This is a genomic window from Streptococcus pseudopneumoniae (assembly GCF_038148935.1).
Taxonomy (GTDB): Bacteria; Bacillota; Bacilli; order Lactobacillales; family Streptococcaceae; genus Streptococcus; species Streptococcus pseudopneumoniae_U.
On record NZ_JBBJZX010000038.1, the window covers coordinates 1 to 18,881 of the forward strand.

Genomic DNA, 18,881 nt, shown 5'->3' on the forward strand with positions numbered 1-18,881 from the left:
AAATCGAAGATTGCCTTCACTTAAACTATTCGGAGAAAAAAGAAAAAGTGAGAAAATTTCTCACTTTAGTCGAGATAATGAATTAGATTTTTTTCTGTAAGGATATCTGAGTAAGTAAAGGATTCAACGTAAACATTAGCTTGTTTATCTCCTTCCACATTCCCAAATTCCACAATAAATAGGGATGGATAAACTTCAATTAACTTACCCAATCTATTTTTTTGGCGCTTACGCCCATTTTCCAAGGTCATTTCGATTACATGACCCTCATGCGCCTTGATTTCCTCTTTAATTTTTTTCATCTTAGCTACATCTGTAAATGCGTCTGTCATCTTATTTCCTCCCTTTTTGAGATACTTGAAAATTTATTGTATTCTTTTTGGAAAATCAATTCCACCGTTCCACGAGCTCCACTACGGTTTTTCTCGATAATAACTTCCACCTTATTATTTGGGATACCGTCCTCTTCTTCACCACCACGCTCATAGTAATCGTCACGATAGAGAAAGGCTACGATATCAGCGTCCTGCTCAATAGACCCAGATTCACGAATATCAGACAAGACTGGTCTTTTATCCTGACGTTGTTCTACCCCACGAGAAAGCTGACTAAGAGCGATTACTGGAACCTTCAATTCCTTGGCTAGGATTTTCAACTGACGTGAAATTTCTGAAACTTCCTGTTGACGGTTTTCTCGCCCAGTTCCCGTGATCAATTGAAGGTAGTCTATCAAAATCAAACCAAGATTTCCAGTTTCTTGAGCTAATTTACGTGAACGAGAACGAATCTCTGTAATCCGAATCCCTGGCGTATCATCGATATAGATACTCGCGTTGGCTAGATTCCCTTGAGCAATGGTATACTTTTGCCATTCCTCATCGGTCAATTGACCCGTACGGATAGAATGAGATTCCACCAAACCTTCTGCCGCTAGCATACGGTCCACTAGACTTTCCGCACCCATTTCCAGTGAGAAAATAGCTACAGTTTTGTCCAACTTAGTCCCAATGTTCTGAGCGATATTCAAGGCAAAGGCTGTCTTACCAACCGCCGGACGAGCTGCTAAGATAATCAACTCCTCCTCATGAAGACCAGTCGTCATATGATCTAAATCACGATAGCCTGTCGCAATCCCTGTAATATCAGTCGTTTGTTGCGAGCGAGCTTCCAGATTTCCAAAGTTGACGTTCAAAACGTCTCGAATGTTCTTAAATCCACTTCGATTAGCATTTTCGCTGACATCAATCAGGCCTTTTTCTGCCTGAGCAATGATTTCATCAGCTGGTTGCGAAGCCTCGTAAGCTTGATTGACAGACTCTGTCAACTTGGAGATTAATCGACGTAGCATGGCCTTCTCTGCAACAATCTTAGCATAATACTCCGCATTAGCAGAAGTGGGCACAGAATTGACAATCTCAACTAGGTAAGACAGGCCACCAATATTCTGCAAATCACCTTGATTATCAAGGATAGTACGAACCGTTGTTGCATCTATAGCATCACCACGATCGGATAAATCAACCATAGCTTGGAAAATCAAACGATGGGCATACTTAAAAAAGTCCCGAGACTCAATATATTCTCGCACAAAAACAAGCTTACTCTCATCAATAAAGATAGCCCCTAAAACGGATTGCTCAGCTAAGATATCTTGAGGTTGTACTCGTAACTCTTCTACTTCTGCCATCAGACTTCCCTTCCTTTTACAATCTTGTCAAGAAGGTGTAAACTTATCCTTCTTTCACACGAAGATTGATTACACTTGTGATATCTTGATAGATTTTCACTGGCACATCAATCAAACCAACCGCTCGAATCGGAGCTTGTACTTGAATATGACGTTTATCAATCTTAATTCCAAATTGCTTTTGCAATTCTTCTGCAATCTTCTTATTGGTAATAGAACCAAAGGTACGACCATCTGGACCAACTTTTTCAACAAATTCTACAACAGTTTCTTCTGCTTCAAGTTGGGCTTTAATTGCTTTTGCTTCTGCAATCATCTCAGCGTGAGCTTTTTCTTCAGATTTTTGTTTACCACGAAGTTCACCTACAGCTTGAGCAGTCGCTTCTTTTGCTAGGTTCTTTTTGATAAGAAAGTTTTGCGCATACCCTGTTGGTACTTCCTTAATTTCGCCTTTTTTACCTTTTCCTTTAACATCTGCTAAAAAGATTACTTTCATTCTTCTTTCTCCTTTTCCTTTATTTCATTTAATACAATTTCTGTCAGTTTTTCACCTGCTTCTGACAAGGTTAAATCTTTAATTTGAGCTGCAGCTAAATTAAAGTGGCCTCCACCGCCTAACTCTTCCATAATCCGTTGTACATTCAGCTTACTACGACTGCGAGCTGAGATAGAGATAAATCCTTGTGTATTCTTCGCAAGAACAAAACTCGCTTCAATACCTGACATAGCTAACATGGCATCTGCTGCCTTACTAATAACAACTGTATCATAGCATTTCGAGTCCTTAGCCTCTGCTATCAATACATCGGAACCTAATTTACGCCCCTGTAAAATCAGTTCATTGACCTCACGATATTCTTCAAAATCTGTCGCAGCGATTTCTTGGATAGCAATACTATCACTTCCGCGCGTTCTGAGATAGCTAGCAACATCAAATGTCCGACTCGTTACTCGCGAGGTGAAATTTTTAGTATCCAACATCATACCAGCCATCAAGACGCTTGCTTGCATACGACTCAAACGATTTTTCTTAGAATTCTGGAACTGAATCAATTCCGTTACCAACTCACTGGCACTGCTTGCACCACTTTCGATATAAGTGATAACTGCATTGTCTGGGAAATCCTGATCCCTTCTATGGTGGTCAATAACGATGGTCTGTGTAAACAAATCATAAAATTCTTTTGATAATGTTAAGGCTGTCTTTGAATGGTCTACAAGAATCAACAAAGAACGATTGGTCACCATCCCCATTGCATCCTTAACAGACAACAACTTCGTAACTCCTTCTTTTTCTAAGAATGAAACAGCTCGTTCAATATCTGGAGACATTTGTTCTTCATCATAAAGAGCATAGCTATTTTCAATCACATTGCTGGCAAACAACTGCATACCTACAGCAGAGCCCAAGGCATCCATATCTAAATTTCTATGTCCAACTACAAACACTTGATCCACACTACGAATCTTATCAGATATGGCTGTCATCATTGATCGAGTACGGGTACGAGTGCGCTTGATGGACGCAGCCGACCCACCGCCAAAGTAGACTGGATTTTTCGTTTCATCATTCTCCTTGACAACCACCTGGTCGCCACCACGTACTTCAGCCAAGTTCAAGTTGAGCAAAGCAACTTTCCCTATTTCATCATGATTTCCATCGCCATAAGAAAATCCCATACTTAAGGTCAAGGGCAACTGTCTCTGTTTCGACTCTTCTCTGAAAGCATCAATAACAGAAAATTTATCATTCATCAAGCCCTCAAGCACCGTATAGTCAGTAAATAGATAAAATCGATCCATACTTACCCGACGAGAAAACATCATGTATTTTTCTGAAAACTCTGATATAAAATTAGCTACAAAACTATTGATTTGACTAATATCTGACTCAGAAGTTGCATCCTCCAAATCATCATAATTATCCACAGACACAATTCCAATCACTGGTCGACTCGTTACCAATTCATCTGTTATGGCTTGTTCCCTGGATACGTCTACAAAATACAAAACACCGGAAGAAGCATCCATATGAACAGCATAACGCTTCTCACCCAGCTTGGCATAAGTAGACGGATTTCCTACTGAAGCCTTGATAATCGTTTGAACAGCTTCTAAATCAAAATCGCCATCTTCCTTGGTCAAAATCAATTCAGCATAAGGATTAAACCACTCAACCTCTCCAGAAGATAAATTCAATTTCATAACACCTACAGGCATCTGTTCCAATAGAGATGTCAAACTTTCTTCCGCTTGGTGGTTTACATACTGTATCTGTTCTACATCACTCCTTGTATAATGCACTCTCAGTTTCTTAAATAAAAAAACATAGCCTCCTACAAAAAGAAACAAAATTAAAAGCGTCAACAGATTATTATTAACAAAAATAATGAAAGTGGATAAGACTCCAAACGCAATCAATCCTACTAGAATAGGAAAGAATGGACTTACATAAAATTTTTTCATTCCAAACCTCTTGGCACCCATTATACCATAATCCCCCTCAAAAAGCGACTTTTAAAGAAGTTTATGGCTATTAGCATTAACAGTTTAGCTGTGAGTTTATACATTCAATCTCTATTTCTTCTTGATTTGAACATAAAAAATAGAGGAAGAAGTAGTCATCCTCTATTTTCTTCATTAACGATAGTTTCTTTAACTAAAAGAGACTATTCTCCAACTTCTATCTGAAGACCTTTCAATCTTTCTTGTGCTTGGCTTACAATAGACTCTATAATAAACTTACAAGGTTTGATTTCTTTGACTAACCCCGCAATCTGACCACTCATCATTGAACCATTTTCTGTATCTCCTTCATAAACCGCTTTAGAAAGAGATCCGATAGTAATTTCCTCTAATTCCTCACGGTTAGTTCCTTTTTGCTCTAATTCAATATAATGATCAGTCATGGCATTTCTGATGCAACGAACTGGTGCCCCAGCAATCCGTCCAGTAACAGCAGTTGCCGTGTCATTTGCCTCCAAAACTGCTTCTTTGTACTCTGTAGCAATCGGACACTCATCTGAAGCTAGAAAAACAGTTCCCATCTGCACACCTGCTGCTCCTAAAGCAATGGCTGCAGCTAGTCCTCTACCATCCGCAATTCCTCCTGCTGCGATAACAGGAATCGTAACAGCATCTACAATTTGCGGGATAAGAGCCATAGTATTACTTTCTCCGATGTGACCACCTGCTTCTGAACCTTCTGCAATAACAGCATCAACTCCGAGTTCTTGCATTTTTTGAGCATGTTTCACACTAGCAATAACTGGAATAACCTTAATTCCAGCTTCCTTCAAATAAGGCATGACATGTTTTGGTGTTCCCGCTCCAGTTGTAACAACAGGCACTTTTTCTTCGATAATAACTGTAACAATATCTTTGATATTCTTCATCATCAACATAATATTGACACCAAAAGCCTTATCTGTCAACTTTCTTAACTCACGAATTTCTTCACGTAACTGTTCTCCAGTCATCCCACCAGAGGCAATAATTCCCAATCCCCCAGCTTCTGATACAGCTGCAGCTAATTGATAATGAGAAATTTGAGCCATAGCTCCTTGAAAAATTGGATATTTAATTTGTAAAAGTTTTGTAATAGACATGTGAATACTCCTTTATTTTCTGTTGCTTCTTGTTGGCGTATGGGTAGTCATCCCACCTGATCCAAGTCAACAAGAAAATGAAATCATTTGTCTCCTTATATACGACTATCCTAAAAAAATTGGTTTGCGATCTTGCCTATCTGTAAAAGGAATTATTGGAGGTCGAGAGCGTGGCACATAATCTACAAATTCTTTACCTTCTTTATCAAACTGGGCGACTGCTAAAAATTGATCATGATAAAAGAAAAATTTATAGTCATTTTCAAAAGCTTGACGGAGCCACTTCTCTTTTGCCAAGATTGATTTCATAGGGTAATCATCCACTGCAGGAACCCACAGAGAATTCCGATGAACATGTGTCAACATCAAATCTCCCATATGAATCATCGTATCCTTTCCTTGTTTCAATAGAATAATACTATGACCATTACTATGACCACTCGTACGAATCATTTGAATTTCTGGAATCACATTAATGTATTCTGAAAAAGTTGTTACTTGCTTTTCAATTGGTTCCCAGTTTTCTCTAAGATAAGTGCCTTTTGTCCGATTATTAGGATTTCGCATTTCATACCATTCGACATCGTTTACAATGATTTTTGCTTTGGGATACTTGGATACCAAGTCTCCAGAGACATCCCTATAGGTCAAACCACCTGAATGATCATGATGCATATGAGTCATGAGAACAACATCAATCTGACTAGTAGTCAATCCTAAGAGTTCCAAACTCTCCTCAACCCTGCTCTCTGATAAAATACCTAAATTTCGTCTTTGTTTTTCTGATAATTTAGCTGTATCAAAACTAGTATCAATAAGGTAATTTTTCTCCTTATATTGAATCAAAATTGGATCTGTTAGCTCAGCCATCATATTATCCTCATTGGTTGGATAATAGCGCGACCATACAACTTTAGGAACAGGGCCAAAAAGTGTTCCTGCATCAGTTAATTTATCTGCACCACGTAGCCAAGTCAACTTCATATCATGGAACTGGTATTCCTGTAGTGTGAGATTTGTCATTCTTTACTCCTTTAGCCACTGACAGGCAATTCGCTTGCGAATCGAATCTCCTGATTTACCATACATTTCAAGCGTTTTAGCATCTTTTAAATACCGGTCAATGGGAATATCTTCCACAGTATGCAGGGGGCTCATCAACCGAATAATATCCTCAGAAATATCCAAGGCAACTTTTGTTGTATAAAGTTTAATCTGACATACAAACAAAAGTGCATCTCCCATGTTATCTTGATACGAATTAAAATACGCTTTTGCTGAACACAATTTTGTATACAAGTCTGCAAACTGATACTGATAAACAGTTGCATCTAGTAAACGCTTGCCAAACCCACGTTTAACTTTCACAAAAGACAATCCTTTTTCAAATGCACCTTCAGCAACTCCGAGGGAGACTGCACTAAGACCAAGCTGTAATTTTTGAAGAATATCATTCAATTGTTCAGCACCTGATAAGCTCAAACCCAATAATCTGTCTTGCGTCAGAAGCACATTGTCAAAGACAACAGAACTGATGGGTAACCCCTTTAGACCTGGTTTGCTAATGTCATCACCAATAACAACACCTGGGTCTCTTGTATCGACTATGAAAAAACCAAAAGAATCTTTTCCCCCATCTGCTTCTATCTTCGCAAGTATCAATAAAATATCAGTAAATCGACAATTAGACACAATTGATTTTTCACCTGATAAACGCCAACCAGTAGCTGTTTTCGCAGCAGTAGTTTCAATTACTGACAAACTTTCCATGGATTTTCCTTCAGAGAATCCCAAGCCTACTAATCTCTCACCTTTGACTAATGATTCAAGATAATGAGACTGCTGGTCTATGGTTCCAAAGCGCATAAAAGGGTAGATTCCATAGTAAGCTTGAGTCAATAAAATTGTAGAAAATGCTGGAAAATACTTTGCAATCAGACGAATAAGGGTTAGAAAAGGTACAGTCGCCCCATCAAGCTGACTATCTACACAAGAGGAAAAAATATTATATTTATCAATAAATTTAGAGAGTAACTCTCTCGGAAATTGATTTTCATCCTCCCTGTTCCTCAAATAGGGTAAAAGTAAATTCCGTAACTCTGCATCCAGTTCATGCTCCAAGGCATTATTATCAATCATCATCTTCACCTCAATTTAATTATCAGCAACAGGTTGGTAATAATCCCTCAATAGCTCTTCGTAAACATATGATTCAACCTCACTATAGGAAGGCTTATATGGTCTACAAAACCAAATATTAAATGGAATCGAATCTTTAAAAGTCACTGCTTTAAAGCGACTACTATCTACTAGATGGCTAATCGGTTTAGGTAAAATCGCGATTAAGTCCGTTTGGTAAGTTGACTCAACCAAAAAGTCCCATGTAGAGGAAAGATAAGCAAATTTAGGAGAAATTCCCTGTGAAGCGAATTTTTCAGTAACCAAATCATAAGTAGTAAAGGACTTATTAAAGGTTGCTATCTCATAGTCAGATATATCTGACCATTCCAGCAATCCTTTATCTGAAAGTGGATGATTTTTATCCATATAAGCAACATACTCATCCAGTTGGATAACATGCTGATCAAACTTCTTTGTATCCAACAAGGTAGGCTCAATCAAAAATGCTAGGCTCAAATCTCCTTCCGTCATTTTTTGACGAATTTCTTTTCCCCCTCCTTCTGTTACTTGTATATAGATATGAGGGTTATTTTTTAAAAATTGTGGAAGCAAACTAGCAAAATACACACGTAAAATCAAGGATGGAATTCCAAGGTTTATTGTCCCTTTTTGTTTTTGCGCTTCACTATGAATCATGGAAAGCATTTCTTCATGACGATTCACAATCTCAGTAGCAAACCGATAAATCTTTCTTCCAGCTCCAGTGAGACTTTCTAATCTCCCATTTTTTCTATGAAATAACTGAACCCCTTCAGTCGCTTCAAAATTTGTTACAAACTGACTTAAGGCAGACTGACTGATGTGGATTTTTTTCGCAGCAATGGAAAGATTACATCCACATTCTATAATATTGATAAAATAATTCATTTGAATAATATCCACTGGCCAATCACCTCTCTTTCCTTCGCTACTATAGATACTATCTTTTTCACCAAACTTATACGCAAACAGGAAACTCTAAACTAACACAAGCTCAGTTCTATCTCCGTTATTTATACAAGCTACCCAATAATTAAATCTTATAGCAAATCATATAATTTAGAAATCTTTCAACCTCTTTTCATTAGGTATAGTCTGTTAGATAACTATTGCACTCTCATTTATAAATCGCTTACAAAAGTTATCAATATATATCATACCACACTATGAAAAAAATAGCTTCCTAACGATTGCTCATTATCAAATAGGCATGATTTTCAAATCATCTGAAACAATAACATCTCCGTCTGTCTTTTCAAGGACTTCCTCTAAAGTCACACCAGGAGCTAATTCCTTCAATAAGAATTTACCATCTTGGATTCCAAAAACAGCTAAATCAGTAATAATCAAATCCAATACTCCTTTAGCTGACAAAGGAAGGGTACACTCTTTCAACAATTTTGATTGACCATCCCCTGTCGTATGTTGAATCGCACCAATAACACGTTTTGCTCCAACAAGTAAGTCCATAGCACCACCCATACCTGGGGCAAACTTACCTGGAATAATCCAGTTTGCGATACTACCGTCTTGGCTCACTTCAAGTGCACCTAATACTGTAGCATCCACATGACCTCCACGAATAATCGCAAAAGATGTTTGCAAATCAAACAAGGCGGCTCCTGGCAACAAGGTGATTGGGGCACCTCCCGAATTTGCCAAGTTTGCATTGTATCCATCTTTGGTAGGGGTTTCCCCAAAACGAAGAGCTCCATTTTCTGCTTGAAGAATGACATTAACTCCCTCAGGGATATAATCGGCAGATGCATTTGGAATACCAAAGCCCAGATTCACAACATCCCCATCTTTAAACTCAAGCGCCACACGTCTTGCAATAATTTCTTTTGCCTTCATTTTAGTTTACCCCCGCAAGTTTCTTAGTCTCTGTCCACAAATCACCCATCATTTTATGATGCTCTTCTGGAGACAATCCCTGAACAACATAATCGACAAGGATACCTGGGATGTAAATATCATTAGGATCAATTTCTCCCACTTCTAACAACTCATTAGTTTCTACAATGACTGTATTAGCTGCCAAAGCTAGCTGAAGTGAAATATTTTTTGTCGTACCGTCCAAGTATAAGTTTCCATACTTGTCTGCCTTCGTAGCCTTAATCAAAGCTACATCAATCTTCAATGGATCATAAATTAAATATTCTTTTCCATTGCGAGTAACCTTCTCCTGATCTTTTTCCAAAATAGTACCTACACCTGTTGGTGTCAATACTGCTCCTAGACCAGCTCCAGCTGCATGTAATCGTTCAACAACAGTTCCCATTGGAGTAAATTCAACTTCCATATTTCCACTGAAATACTCGTGTTGAGCTGCTGCAGACGTTCCTACGTGAGCTGCAATGTATTTTTTAACTTGGTGATTTTCACAAAGACGCCCCACACCGACTTCCTTACCAGGTTGAGATGTTACGACTGATACCAATGTCAAATCTTGCTGGTTTTGAGAAACCAATTCTTCAATTAATTCAAGTGGTTCCCCTACTCCAAGAAAACCTGAAATTCCTACTTTATCTCCTGAGTGAATCAAGGAAATTGCATCCGATAATGTTACAACTTGCATCTTCTATCTCCTCTTTCTATTTACGCTGAAACTCAGCTTTGCGTTTCTCAACAAAAGCGCGCATTCCTTCTACCTTATCTTCTGTTGAGAAGAGGAGAGCTTCAGCTTCTGTTTCTAATCGAATCGCATTTTTCAGTGGGAGTTCTGATCCAACTTGAATAATATGCTTGGCTTTTTCAACTGCCAAAGGAGCGTTTTTCATAATAGAGACTGCCAATTCCTCAGCTGCTGTCAACAATTCCTCGGCTGCCACCAATTTATTCAAGATGCCTAATTCATAGGCTTCTTGACCTTTAACCATTCTAGCAGTAAAAATTAGTTCTTTTGTCTTGCTGGTACCAATTAAGCGAGACATTCTTTGCGTTCCAGCAAATCCTGGAATAATACCTAGGCCTACCTCTGGAAATCCTACAGTGGTCTTTTCATAACCAATACGAATATCTGTTGATAGAGCTAATTCCAAACCACCTCCTAAGGCATAACCGTTTAGAACTGCAATAGTTGGTTGCGTTAGTTCAGATAGACGGGTAAACGTATCATTAGCATAGGTCATATAATCATGTGCTTGGATAGGAGACATTTGATCCATCTCTTTGATATCCGCTCCTGCAACAAATGCTTTTTCACCTTGTCCAGTCACAATCACAACACGAATATCATCACTTGCTTCAATTTCGTCTAAAACATGATTTAAGTCAGTCAAAACTTCTGAACTTAAAGCATTCAAAGCTGCTGGACGATTTATTGTAAGGTAACCAATCCCATTCTTCTGCTCTAATAAAACTGTTTTACTCATTATTCTGCTCCTACTTAATTTTTTTTGAGTACAGAGTACAGTGTCAACAAATACCGATACCAAATGTAAGAGCTTACATTTTTATGATAACTCATTTAAATCAATCCGTCTACTTAATCTTAGTTTATAATCCTATAAGTACAACTTATAGTTTAATTTTGCTTCAAATAATCCCCATCAAATGAACGATAACAATCACATAAATACATATATGACCATTAAAAAAATAGTTCATTTCAACAATATCAACTACCTTAAGTCTAGGAAAATATATAGCGAAGTGAATCTGGACTAGTGCAATATCGTTTCTAAACTAATTGATTTGAATTCAAAAATTAAATTGTTAAATTCTTGTTTCACTTTAATATAGAAGTTACTTCTTAAACGCCTTTTCCTAACAGCTCTACTACAATTCTTATCCAGCAGACTTAGATCTTAATTTAATCTATGTTCCATGGCTGCTACTAACTTACACTATCAAAAATACCTTATCACGCAGCATCATGAAGAGCATGCGTGATAAGGTATAAGAATTATCAGTTTCCAAATAAAACTCTATTTAATAATGGTATATTAAAAGAAAGACACACGACATAAATAGTTCATTAGCGTTCAACGATAAGAGCTGTGCCCATACCGCCTCCAATACATAGAGTCGCTAATCCAGTTTTGGCATCGCGCTTCATCATCTCATGTACAAGAGTCACTAGGATACGACAACCTGAAGCCCCGATTGGATGACCAAGAGCAATAGCACCACCGTTAACATTGACAATATCTGTATTGAAACCAAGCGTTTTACCAACCGCACAAGCCTGGGCGGCAAAAGCTTCATTTGACTCAATCAAGTCAAGATCATCAACTGTCAAATTGCCTTTTTCAAGAGCCTTGCGTGTCGCATAAATCGGTCCACATCCCATAATCTTAGGATCCAAACCTGCGCTTGCATAAGAACGAATGCGAGCAATCACTGGAAGTCCTAATTCTTCAGCTTTGTCAGCACTCATGACCAAGACAGCTGCTGCTCCATCATTGATACCAGAAGCATTCCCCGCCGTAACAGAACCGTCTTTTTTGAAAACAGGACGTAACTTAGACAAGCTTTCCAAGCTGGCATCTTTTCTAGGAAATTCGTCTGTATCAAAGACAACCGGATCTCCTTTACGTTGCGGAATGACCACTGGAACAATTTCTTCTTTAAAGCGTCCAGATTCTATAGCTGCCACTGCTCTTTTTTGTGATTCTAAAGCAAGAGCATCTTGATCATCTCTGCTAATACCATATTCTTCAGCCACATTCTCAGCTGTAATCCCCATATGATATTCGTTGAAGGCATCAGACAACCCATCTTTAATCATGGTATCAACAACGTTAGAGTCTCCCATGCGTCCTCCCCAGCGGAAGTTTGGCAATACGTATGGAGCTTGACTCATATTTTCTGCCCCACCAGCTACGATAATATCAGCATCCCCACACTGAATAGCTTGAGCAGCCAATTGTACTGCCTTCAAACCTGAACCACAAACCTTATTGATAGTAAAAGCTGGTGTAAATTCAGGGAGTCCTGCATGAATACTCATTTGGCGAGCCACGTTTTGACCTAAACCTGCGCCTAGGACATTCCCCATGATCACTTCATCTACCTGCTCTGATTTAATATTCGCTTTTTCCAAAACACTCTTAATTACCAAAGAGCCCAATTCGACAGCTGAAATATTCTTCAAGCTTCCTCCAAAGGAACCCAAAGGAGTACGTACCGCCGATACAATAACTACATCTTTCATGACTACCTCCATTTTTTCTAGTAAGTAAAGAACCCTTCTTTTGACTTACGTCCCAATTTTCCAGCCTCTACCATTTTCTTCAAAAGAGGAGCAGGACGGTATTTTTGATCACCAAATCCTTGGTTCAAAACACCCATAATTGCAAGGCAAACATCCAAGCCAATCAAATCGGCCAAAGCTAAGGGACCAATAGGATGATTCGCACCTAGTTTCATTGCCTCATCTATTTCTTCAGCACTAGCAACTCCTTCTCCTAAGATATAAATAGCTTCATTGATCATAGGAATCAATACACGGTTTACTACAAATCCATAAGAATCTTTAACATCAACAGGAGTTTTTCCAATTTTCTTTGTAAGTTCACGGATTTCTGCCACTACTTCATCCGAAGTCTGCAAAGCTTTAATCACTTCAACTAATTTCATCACTGGAGCAGGATTAAAAAAGTGCATTCCAATCACACGTTCTTGGTTCTTAGTTGCGGCTGCAATATCTGTGATAGATAGAGAGGAAGTATTTGATGCTAGAATTGTTTTAGAATCTGTGATTTCGTCCAATTGTTTAAATATACTGAGTTTAATATCACGATTTTCAGTCGCAGCTTCAATAACCAATTGTACATTTTTCGCGTCTTCGTATGAAGTAGAAGGAATTAAATTGGCAACCACTTTGTCTTTCTCATCTGCAGATAGACGTCCTTTTTCAACCGAACGTTCCAACTGTTTTGTTATGTTGTTCAATCCTCGTTGAACAAATTCTTCTTTGATATCATTCAAATAAACCGTAAATCCAGCTTGAGCAAATACTTGAGCAATACCACTTCCCATCTGACCAGAGCCAATTATCATTACATTTGAGATCATTTTTTCTCCTTTTTATTCTAAGTAAATCACATTATGAAGCAAGAACGATTGAAAACAAACCCTTCAATCGTCCTAGTTCTATTAAACAAATGCACCCAATCCAGTAATTTCACGACCTACAATCAAAGCATTGACTTCGTGCGAACCTTCATAAGTATAGATTGATTCCGCATCTGCAAAGAATCGTGCCACATCTGTTTCCAAAGTAATACCATTACCACCACATGTTTCACGCGCAAGAGCTACTGTTTCACGCATTACTAAGGAGTTATGCATTTTCGCTAGAGCAGAATTGAGCATCAACTCATTACCCTCTTCCTGCATTTCAGCAATACGAGTTGAATATGCAAGAGCTGCTACAGCATTGGCTTGCATTCTAGCTAATTTTTCTTGAACAATTTGGAATTTGGCAATCGGACGTTTAAACTGTTGACGGTCTTTTGCATATTTAAGAGCTGCCACATATGAACCACATGTTACTCCCATAGCAATGTGCGCTACATCGGCACGAGTAAATGTTAGAATACGTGCTACATCTCCAAATCCATTGATGTTAACCAAACGATCTGAGTCTGGAACTTCTACATTCTTCATTGTAATATGACCATTGCGGATACAACGCAGTGCAATCTTATGTGGAATAGGCTCTGCATGGTAGCCAGGGGCACCTTTACGGACAATAAAGCATTTCACCTTACCGTCTGCCACATCACGAGCAAATACAGGAACAACATCTGCTGTATCTGAACCACCAACCCAACGCTTTTCTCCGTTCAAAATCCACTTATCTCCAACACGCTCAGCAGTTGTTGATAGACCACCAGCAATATCAGATCCAGAAAGCGGTTCTGTTAAGGCAAAACATCCTTGCCAGTCAAATGAAGCTAACTTAGGAAGAAATTCTTTCTGTTGTCTTTCATCCCCACCCAATAAAATAGTGTTATAGCAAAGTCCTCCATGAACTGTATAGAACGTTGCGATTGAAGCATCGAAGCGAGCTAGTTCCAAATATAAAAATGTGATGTACAATTCAGATGGTTTATAGCTTCCTTCACGACCTTCAAACAATTTTGGATTGTTCATGATTTGAGCATCCTTAGCGACAGCATAAAATTCCTCAAATGGGAAATCAGGTTTTTCCCAGTATTCGTTGATAACTGGACGTAGATGTTTTTCAATCAAACGACGAGTTTCTTGTAGTACTTCAGCTTCCCCTAATGTTAAACCATCAGCGTAATGAAAGAGATCCTCAGGATATAGTTCACGTAAAATTTCTTGTTTTGTTGCCATAGTTATGACTCCTTCTTTTATTTTAAGAACGCTTACATTTTATTGCTCGCTATTTGTTGACAAGTCCATTCTATCGCTTCAACCAGTATTTTGTCTACTTAATAAAAATGAATAGAGCTATAAGTTGAATTTATAGATAGTTCTTCCACTTACTTTTTGAAAATTTATCCATAGAGACAAGCCATCTCTCTTATATGAGCAATAACTTTTTCTTCCAAACTTCCATTCTACAATCTACACACCCTCTAAAGTCTCAGTAATTATTTAGATATCTATTACTCCTCATAGCTACTTGTATTACAAAAGACAAAATAGATAAAAAATACTTAAACTAAACACAGTCGCTTTATATAGTGAAATAAAATCTAAACAAATTGACTAGGAAATTCAATCCAATTACTAGCAATATTTTAGCACCTAAGACGTTCAACTCTAATTTCAATTAGCTACACAAACTCCCTCTTCCTTGAAATATAAAAAGTGATTTACCCGAAAGTAAACCACTTTTTATATTTCATTTTTCTTAAGATTCTTTAACTTCTAACAAGCCAATCTCGCCATCCTCACGACGATAAATCACATTGGTTGTCTGATCTTCAACATCCACATAGATAAAGAAATCATGTCCCAACAAATCCATCTGTAGAATAGCTTCTTCCAAATCCATTGGTTTTAAATCAATTTGTTTTGAACGAACAACTTTAGACTGGACAACATTTGAATCTTCCACCAAAGCATCTGTAAATAATTGACTAGTTGCTACCTTATTTTTATTTTTACGCTCGATTTTTGTTTTGTTTTTACGAATCTGACGTTCAATTTTATCAGTTACAAGGTCAATTGAACCATACATATCTTGAGACACATCTTCTGCGCGGAGAGTAATAGATCCAAGCGGAATCGTTACTTCCACTTTAGCTGTTTTTTCACGATAAACTTTTAAGTTAATTCGGGCATCCAACTCTTGTTCTGGCTGGAAGTACTTTTCGATCTTTTCGAGTTTAGAAACTACATAATCACGAATTGCTTCTGTTACTTCTAGGTTTTCACCACGGATACTATATTTAATCATATGAGTACCTTCTTTCTAAACATTTTTGTTTTTATGATTTTATTATAACGCTTTCATTCTATTTTTGCAAATTTTTTCCTCATCTTACAAGGGAAAATGTTTTTACATCCTCAGCACCAGCTTCTTCCAGCAGTTTCTTCACACGATTTATAGTTGTTCCTGTAGTATAAATATCATCTATAAGTAGGATTTTCTTAGGAATGCGGACTCCATTTTTAATAAAGAAAGGAAGTTCTGTCCCCAAGCGCTCTGAACGATTTTTAGAAGAACTGGCTCTCTCTTCTCTTTTCCCTAGTAAATCCAGATACGAAAAACCTGCTGCCTCTACCAAGCCCTCAACCTGATTAAATCCTCTGTCAAGCAATCTTTCAGGACTTAGGGGAATTACGACAAATCTATACTCTTTGTACTTTTTTAACTCCGCACTTAAAAATGAAGCGAAAACTTTTCTTAACAGGAAATCCCCATCAAACTTATACCGACTGAAAAAATCCTTCATAGCTTGATTGTAAGTGAAAATCGCTCTATGACTGACCTCAACTCCTTCTTTACACCAAAATTGACAATCTTGACACTTTGTTGACAATCCTATTTTCATACAGTTTGGACAGTTCTCTTCTCCAATTCTCTCAAAAGTAGAATCACAGTCTGAACAAAGACAAGAATCATCATTCCTCAGAAGTAATAGACTACTAAAAGTTAAAACAGTCTTCATAATCTGCCCACATAACAAGCACTTCATAGACCAGCCTCCTTGTTCATCTGCTTAATTTCCTTAATCGCCTTCTTGATTGAATCATTTAACCCATCATGGAAGAAAAGCAAATCTCCTGTCGGTCTATCCATGCTTCGTCCAACTCGTCCACCAATCTGAATCAAACTAGACTTGGTAAACAGACGATGATTAGCCTCTACTACGAAAACGTCCACACAAGGGAAGGTAACCCCACGCTCCAAGATTGTCGTACTGATAAGTATTGTCAGTTCTCCATCTCGAAAAGCTTGTACCTGCTCTAATCGATCTTCTGTGATAGAAGAGACAAATCCAATTTTCTCATTTGGAAATTGCTCCTGTAAGATTTCTTTTAACTGCTCCCCTTTCTTAATTTCTGAAGCAAAAATGAGTAACGGATAAGCTGTCTTTCTCTGTTTCTCAATATAAGTCTTTAACTTTGGTGACAAACGATTCCTATCTAAACAGTGATTAAAATCCGATAACCAGACAGGTTTAGGAATAATCAACGGATTTCCATGAAACCGTCTTGGCAAACTCAATCGTTTTAGTTCTCCTATGCGAACCTTCCTATCTAACTCATCGGTCGAAGTCGCTGTTAAAAAGATTCTCAATCCATTCTCCTTTACACTATTCTTGACAGCGTGGTAAAGCGTGGGATTGTCAACATAAGGAAAAGCATCTACTTCATCCACTATCAGCAAATCAAAAGCTTGATAAAATTTCAATAACTGATGGGTCGTCGCAACAACTAATGGTGTTCGAAAATACGGCTCTGATTCTCCATGTAGGAGGGCTATCTCGCAAGAAAAATCCTTTTGCAGGCGCTTATACAGCTCCAAACAAACATCTATGCGAGGACTAGCCAAACATACTGCACCACCCGCATTGATCACTTTAGCTACTACTTGATAAATCATTTCGGTCTTTCCAGCCCCTGTCACCGCATGAACTAAGGTTGGCTCCTGCTTGTCTACTGCTTGAATCAGTCCCTCTGACACCTTCTCTTGAAAAGGAGTTAATTGACCACGCCATTTAAGAACATCTTGCTTCGGAAAATCCTCCTGTGGAAAATAGTATAAAGCTTGATCACTCCTGACTCGCTTCATCAGTAAACACTCCCTACAATAGTAAGCACCGATGGGCAAATACCATTCATCTAAAATAGCACTATCACAACGTTGACAGAAAAGTTTCCCTTTCTCCTTTCTCATTGCTGGAAGTTTCTCCGCCAACTGACGTTCCTCTTTAGTTAATTCATTCTCAGTAAACAAACGACCGAGATAATTAGGATTTACTTTCATACTTCTTTATTCGTAAAAACCTAGCGCTTTAGATGATTTTTTAGTACAATTAAATCATGGAATTTAGAACAATTAAAGAGGACGGACAAGTCCAAGAAGAAATCAAAAAATCCCGCTTTATCTGTCATGCCAAGCGTGTTTATAGCGAAGAAGAGGCTCGTGACTTCATTACTGCCATCAAAAAAGAACACTACAAAGCGACGCATAACTGCTCTGCATTTATTATTGGGGAACGTAGTGAAATTAAACGGACAAGTGATGATGGTGAGCCTAGTGGCACTGCTGGTGTTCCCATGCTTGGGGTACTAGAAAATCACAATCTCACCAATGTCTGTGTGGTCGTGACACGCTACTTTGGTGGTATTAAACTAGGCGCTGGAGGACTCATTCGTGCTTACGCCGGCAGTGTTGCCTTATCTGTCAAAGAAATTGGTATTATTGAAATAAAAGAACAGGCTGGCATTGCTATTCAAATGTCTTATGCTCAGTACCAAGAGTACAGTAACTTTCTTAAAGAACATAATCTCATGGAGCTGGATACAAACTTTACAGATCAAGTCGATACGATGATTTATGTTGATAAAGAAGAAAAAGAAACTATTAAATCTGCACTTGTGGAGTTTTTTAATGGAAAAGTCACTTTAACTGATCAAGGTTTACGAGAAGTTGAAGTTCCTGTAAACTTAGTGTAAACAATGGATAATACAGTGTTTCACTGATGTTTCCACCGCTACTTTAATTAGCAAAATAAAAAGATGCGTACCAAAATATACTAGAAAATGAAGCAATTCAAAAAGAAAATGGATAGCGTTCTCCTTTACACCTATTTACTAGAATTAGCCTAACACAATCTCTTAAAATTAACGGCTTAGACCTATGATATAAAAAAATCCTATCGCTCCGATAGGATTTCTATATTTTACAAATGGTATAGTTAGCGTTATACTAGAAATATCTTATACAAAGAGGTATTCATATGTCTATTTATAACAACATTACTGAACTA

Annotated in this window: 18 protein-coding genes; 1 reads left to right on the forward strand and 17 read right to left on the reverse strand. The window is 37.9% G+C overall.

Annotation, left to right across the window (positions count from 1 at the left end; genetic code table 11):
* Nucleotides 1-65 precede the first annotated feature (65 nt).
* From WKI42_RS05575 to WKI42_RS05655, 17 genes are all read right to left on the reverse strand, one after another.
* Nucleotides 66-332, reverse strand: a complete 267-nt coding sequence (locus WKI42_RS05575) for a Veg family protein (RefSeq protein WP_000128619.1) — start codon at nucleotides 330-332, stop codon at nucleotides 66-68.
* Nucleotides 329-1,687, reverse strand: a complete 1,359-nt coding sequence (dnaB, locus tag WKI42_RS05580; protein ID WP_368081405.1) for a replicative DNA helicase — start codon at nucleotides 1,685-1,687, stop codon at nucleotides 329-331. The genes WKI42_RS05575 and dnaB overlap by 4 nt, the downstream gene beginning before the upstream one ends.
* A 43-nt stretch (nucleotides 1,688-1,730) precedes the next feature.
* Nucleotides 1,731-2,183 carry a 50S ribosomal protein L9 gene (gene rplI / locus WKI42_RS05585; protein WP_000864214.1) on the reverse strand — a complete coding sequence of 151 codons (453 nt, stop codon included), beginning with the start codon at nucleotides 2,181-2,183 and terminating at the stop codon, nucleotides 1,731-1,733.
* Nucleotides 2,180-4,153, reverse strand: coding sequence for a DHH family phosphoesterase (locus tag WKI42_RS05590; RefSeq protein ID WP_173228949.1), 1,974 nt, complete (start codon nucleotides 4,151-4,153; stop codon nucleotides 2,180-2,182). Before WKI42_RS05590 ends, rplI begins: the two co-directional genes overlap by 4 nt.
* Before the next feature lie 203 nt (nucleotides 4,154-4,356).
* Nucleotides 4,357-5,295, reverse strand: a complete 939-nt coding sequence (locus WKI42_RS05595; RefSeq protein ID WP_173228951.1) for a DUF561 domain-containing protein — start codon at nucleotides 5,293-5,295, stop codon at nucleotides 4,357-4,359.
* Nucleotides 5,296-5,400: 105 nt separating this feature from the next.
* The gene (locus WKI42_RS05600; protein ID WP_050242826.1) at nucleotides 5,401-6,318 is read right to left on the reverse strand and encodes an MBL fold metallo-hydrolase; all 918 of its coding nucleotides are present in this window, start codon (nucleotides 6,316-6,318) and stop codon (nucleotides 5,401-5,403) included.
* Between the two features lie 3 nt (nucleotides 6,319-6,321).
* Nucleotides 6,322-7,434 (reverse strand): acyl-CoA dehydrogenase family protein, encoded by a 1,113-nt coding sequence (locus WKI42_RS05605; RefSeq protein ID WP_368081406.1) that lies wholly within the window; start codon nucleotides 7,432-7,434, stop codon nucleotides 6,322-6,324.
* A 15-nt stretch (nucleotides 7,435-7,449) separates the two neighbouring features.
* Nucleotides 7,450-8,358: a LysR family transcriptional regulator gene (locus WKI42_RS05610; protein WP_368081407.1), complete on the reverse strand. Its 909-nt coding sequence runs from the start codon at nucleotides 8,356-8,358 to the stop codon at nucleotides 7,450-7,452.
* A gap of 297 nt (nucleotides 8,359-8,655) precedes the next feature.
* Nucleotides 8,656-9,309, reverse strand: a complete 654-nt coding sequence (locus WKI42_RS05615; RefSeq protein WP_050242829.1) for a 3-oxoacid CoA-transferase subunit B — start codon at nucleotides 9,307-9,309, stop codon at nucleotides 8,656-8,658.
* Between the two features lies 1 nt (nucleotide 9,310).
* Entirely contained in the window at nucleotides 9,311-10,033 is a 723-nt protein-coding gene (locus WKI42_RS05620; protein WP_050242830.1) for a CoA transferase subunit A, read from the reverse strand.
* A 16-nt stretch (nucleotides 10,034-10,049) separates the two neighbouring features.
* Nucleotides 10,050-10,829, reverse strand: a complete 780-nt coding sequence (locus tag WKI42_RS05625; RefSeq protein WP_050242831.1) for an enoyl-CoA hydratase/isomerase family protein — start codon at nucleotides 10,827-10,829, stop codon at nucleotides 10,050-10,052.
* A gap of 605 nt (nucleotides 10,830-11,434) precedes the next feature.
* Nucleotides 11,435-12,613, reverse strand: coding sequence for an acetyl-CoA C-acetyltransferase (locus WKI42_RS05630; protein WP_050242832.1), 1,179 nt, complete (start codon nucleotides 12,611-12,613; stop codon nucleotides 11,435-11,437).
* A gap of 17 nt (nucleotides 12,614-12,630) precedes the next feature.
* On the reverse strand, nucleotides 12,631-13,476 hold the full coding sequence (locus WKI42_RS05635) for a 3-hydroxybutyryl-CoA dehydrogenase (RefSeq protein ID WP_050242833.1): 846 nt from the start codon (nucleotides 13,474-13,476) through the stop codon (nucleotides 12,631-12,633).
* 81 nt (nucleotides 13,477-13,557) lie between these two features.
* Nucleotides 13,558-14,766 (reverse strand): acyl-CoA dehydrogenase FadE, encoded by a 1,209-nt coding sequence (fadE, locus tag WKI42_RS05640; protein WP_368081408.1) that lies wholly within the window; start codon nucleotides 14,764-14,766, stop codon nucleotides 13,558-13,560.
* A 523-nt stretch (nucleotides 14,767-15,289) separates the two neighbouring features.
* Complete coding sequence (hpf, locus tag WKI42_RS05645) at nucleotides 15,290-15,838, reverse strand: ribosome hibernation-promoting factor, HPF/YfiA family (protein WP_050073478.1); 549 nt, start codon at nucleotides 15,836-15,838, stop codon at nucleotides 15,290-15,292.
* A gap of 79 nt (nucleotides 15,839-15,917) precedes the next feature.
* Nucleotides 15,918-16,580 (reverse strand): ComF family protein, encoded by a 663-nt coding sequence (locus tag WKI42_RS05650; RefSeq protein WP_173228961.1) that lies wholly within the window; start codon nucleotides 16,578-16,580, stop codon nucleotides 15,918-15,920.
* Nucleotides 16,577-17,875: a DEAD/DEAH box helicase gene (locus tag WKI42_RS05655; RefSeq protein ID WP_173228963.1), complete on the reverse strand. Its 1,299-nt coding sequence runs from the start codon at nucleotides 17,873-17,875 to the stop codon at nucleotides 16,577-16,579. Before WKI42_RS05655 ends, WKI42_RS05650 begins: the two co-directional genes overlap by 4 nt.
* Before the next feature lie 56 nt (nucleotides 17,876-17,931).
* Between WKI42_RS05655 and WKI42_RS05660 the strand changes: the two genes are divergently transcribed.
* Complete coding sequence (locus WKI42_RS05660; protein ID WP_173228965.1) at nucleotides 17,932-18,567, forward strand: YigZ family protein; 636 nt, start codon at nucleotides 17,932-17,934, stop codon at nucleotides 18,565-18,567.
* Nucleotides 18,568-18,881: the final 314 nt, after the last annotated feature.

Bases quoted from the DNA above. Each gene is read 5' to 3' on its own strand.
- fadE (WP_368081408.1), bottom strand. From the start codon at position 14,766: ATGGCAACAAAACAAGAAATTTTACGTGAACTATATCCTGAGGATCTC.
- WKI42_RS05600 (WP_050242826.1), bottom strand. From the start codon at position 6,318: ATGACAAATCTCACACTACAGGAATACCAGTTCCATGATATGAAGTTG.
- WKI42_RS05625 (WP_050242831.1), bottom strand. From the start codon at position 10,829: ATGAGTAAAACAGTTTTATTAGAGCAGAAGAATGGGATTGGTTACCTT.
- hpf (WP_050073478.1), bottom strand. From the start codon at position 15,838: ATGATTAAATATAGTATCCGTGGTGAAAACCTAGAAGTAACAGAAGCA.
- WKI42_RS05635 (WP_050242833.1), bottom strand. From the start codon at position 13,476: ATGATCTCAAATGTAATGATAATTGGCTCTGGTCAGATGGGAAGTGGT.
- WKI42_RS05655 (WP_173228963.1), bottom strand. From the start codon at position 17,875: ATGAAAGTAAATCCTAATTATCTCGGTCGTTTGTTTACTGAGAATGAA.
- dnaB (WP_368081405.1), bottom strand. From the start codon at position 1,687: ATGGCAGAAGTAGAAGAGTTACGAGTACAACCTCAAGATATCTTAGCT.
- WKI42_RS05620 (WP_050242830.1), bottom strand. From the start codon at position 10,033: ATGCAAGTTGTAACATTATCGGATGCAATTTCCTTGATTCACTCAGGA.
- WKI42_RS05595 (WP_173228951.1), bottom strand. From the start codon at position 5,295: ATGTCTATTACAAAACTTTTACAAATTAAATATCCAATTTTTCAAGGA.
- WKI42_RS05605 (WP_368081406.1), bottom strand. From the start codon at position 7,434: ATGATTGATAATAATGCCTTGGAGCATGAACTGGATGCAGAGTTACGG.
- WKI42_RS05650 (WP_173228961.1), bottom strand. From the start codon at position 16,580: ATGAAGTGCTTGTTATGTGGGCAGATTATGAAGACTGTTTTAACTTTT.
- WKI42_RS05590 (WP_173228949.1), bottom strand. From the start codon at position 4,153: ATGAAAAAATTTTATGTAAGTCCATTCTTTCCTATTCTAGTAGGATTG.
- WKI42_RS05575 (WP_000128619.1), bottom strand. From the start codon at position 332: ATGACAGACGCATTTACAGATGTAGCTAAGATGAAAAAAATTAAAGAG.
- WKI42_RS05630 (WP_050242832.1), bottom strand. From the start codon at position 12,613: ATGAAAGATGTAGTTATTGTATCGGCGGTACGTACTCCTTTGGGTTCC.
- rplI (WP_000864214.1), bottom strand. From the start codon at position 2,183: ATGAAAGTAATCTTTTTAGCAGATGTTAAAGGAAAAGGTAAAAAAGGC.
- WKI42_RS05660 (WP_173228965.1), top strand. From the start codon at position 17,932: ATGGAATTTAGAACAATTAAAGAGGACGGACAAGTCCAAGAAGAAATC.
- WKI42_RS05615 (WP_050242829.1), bottom strand. From the start codon at position 9,309: ATGAAGGCAAAAGAAATTATTGCAAGACGTGTGGCGCTTGAGTTTAAA.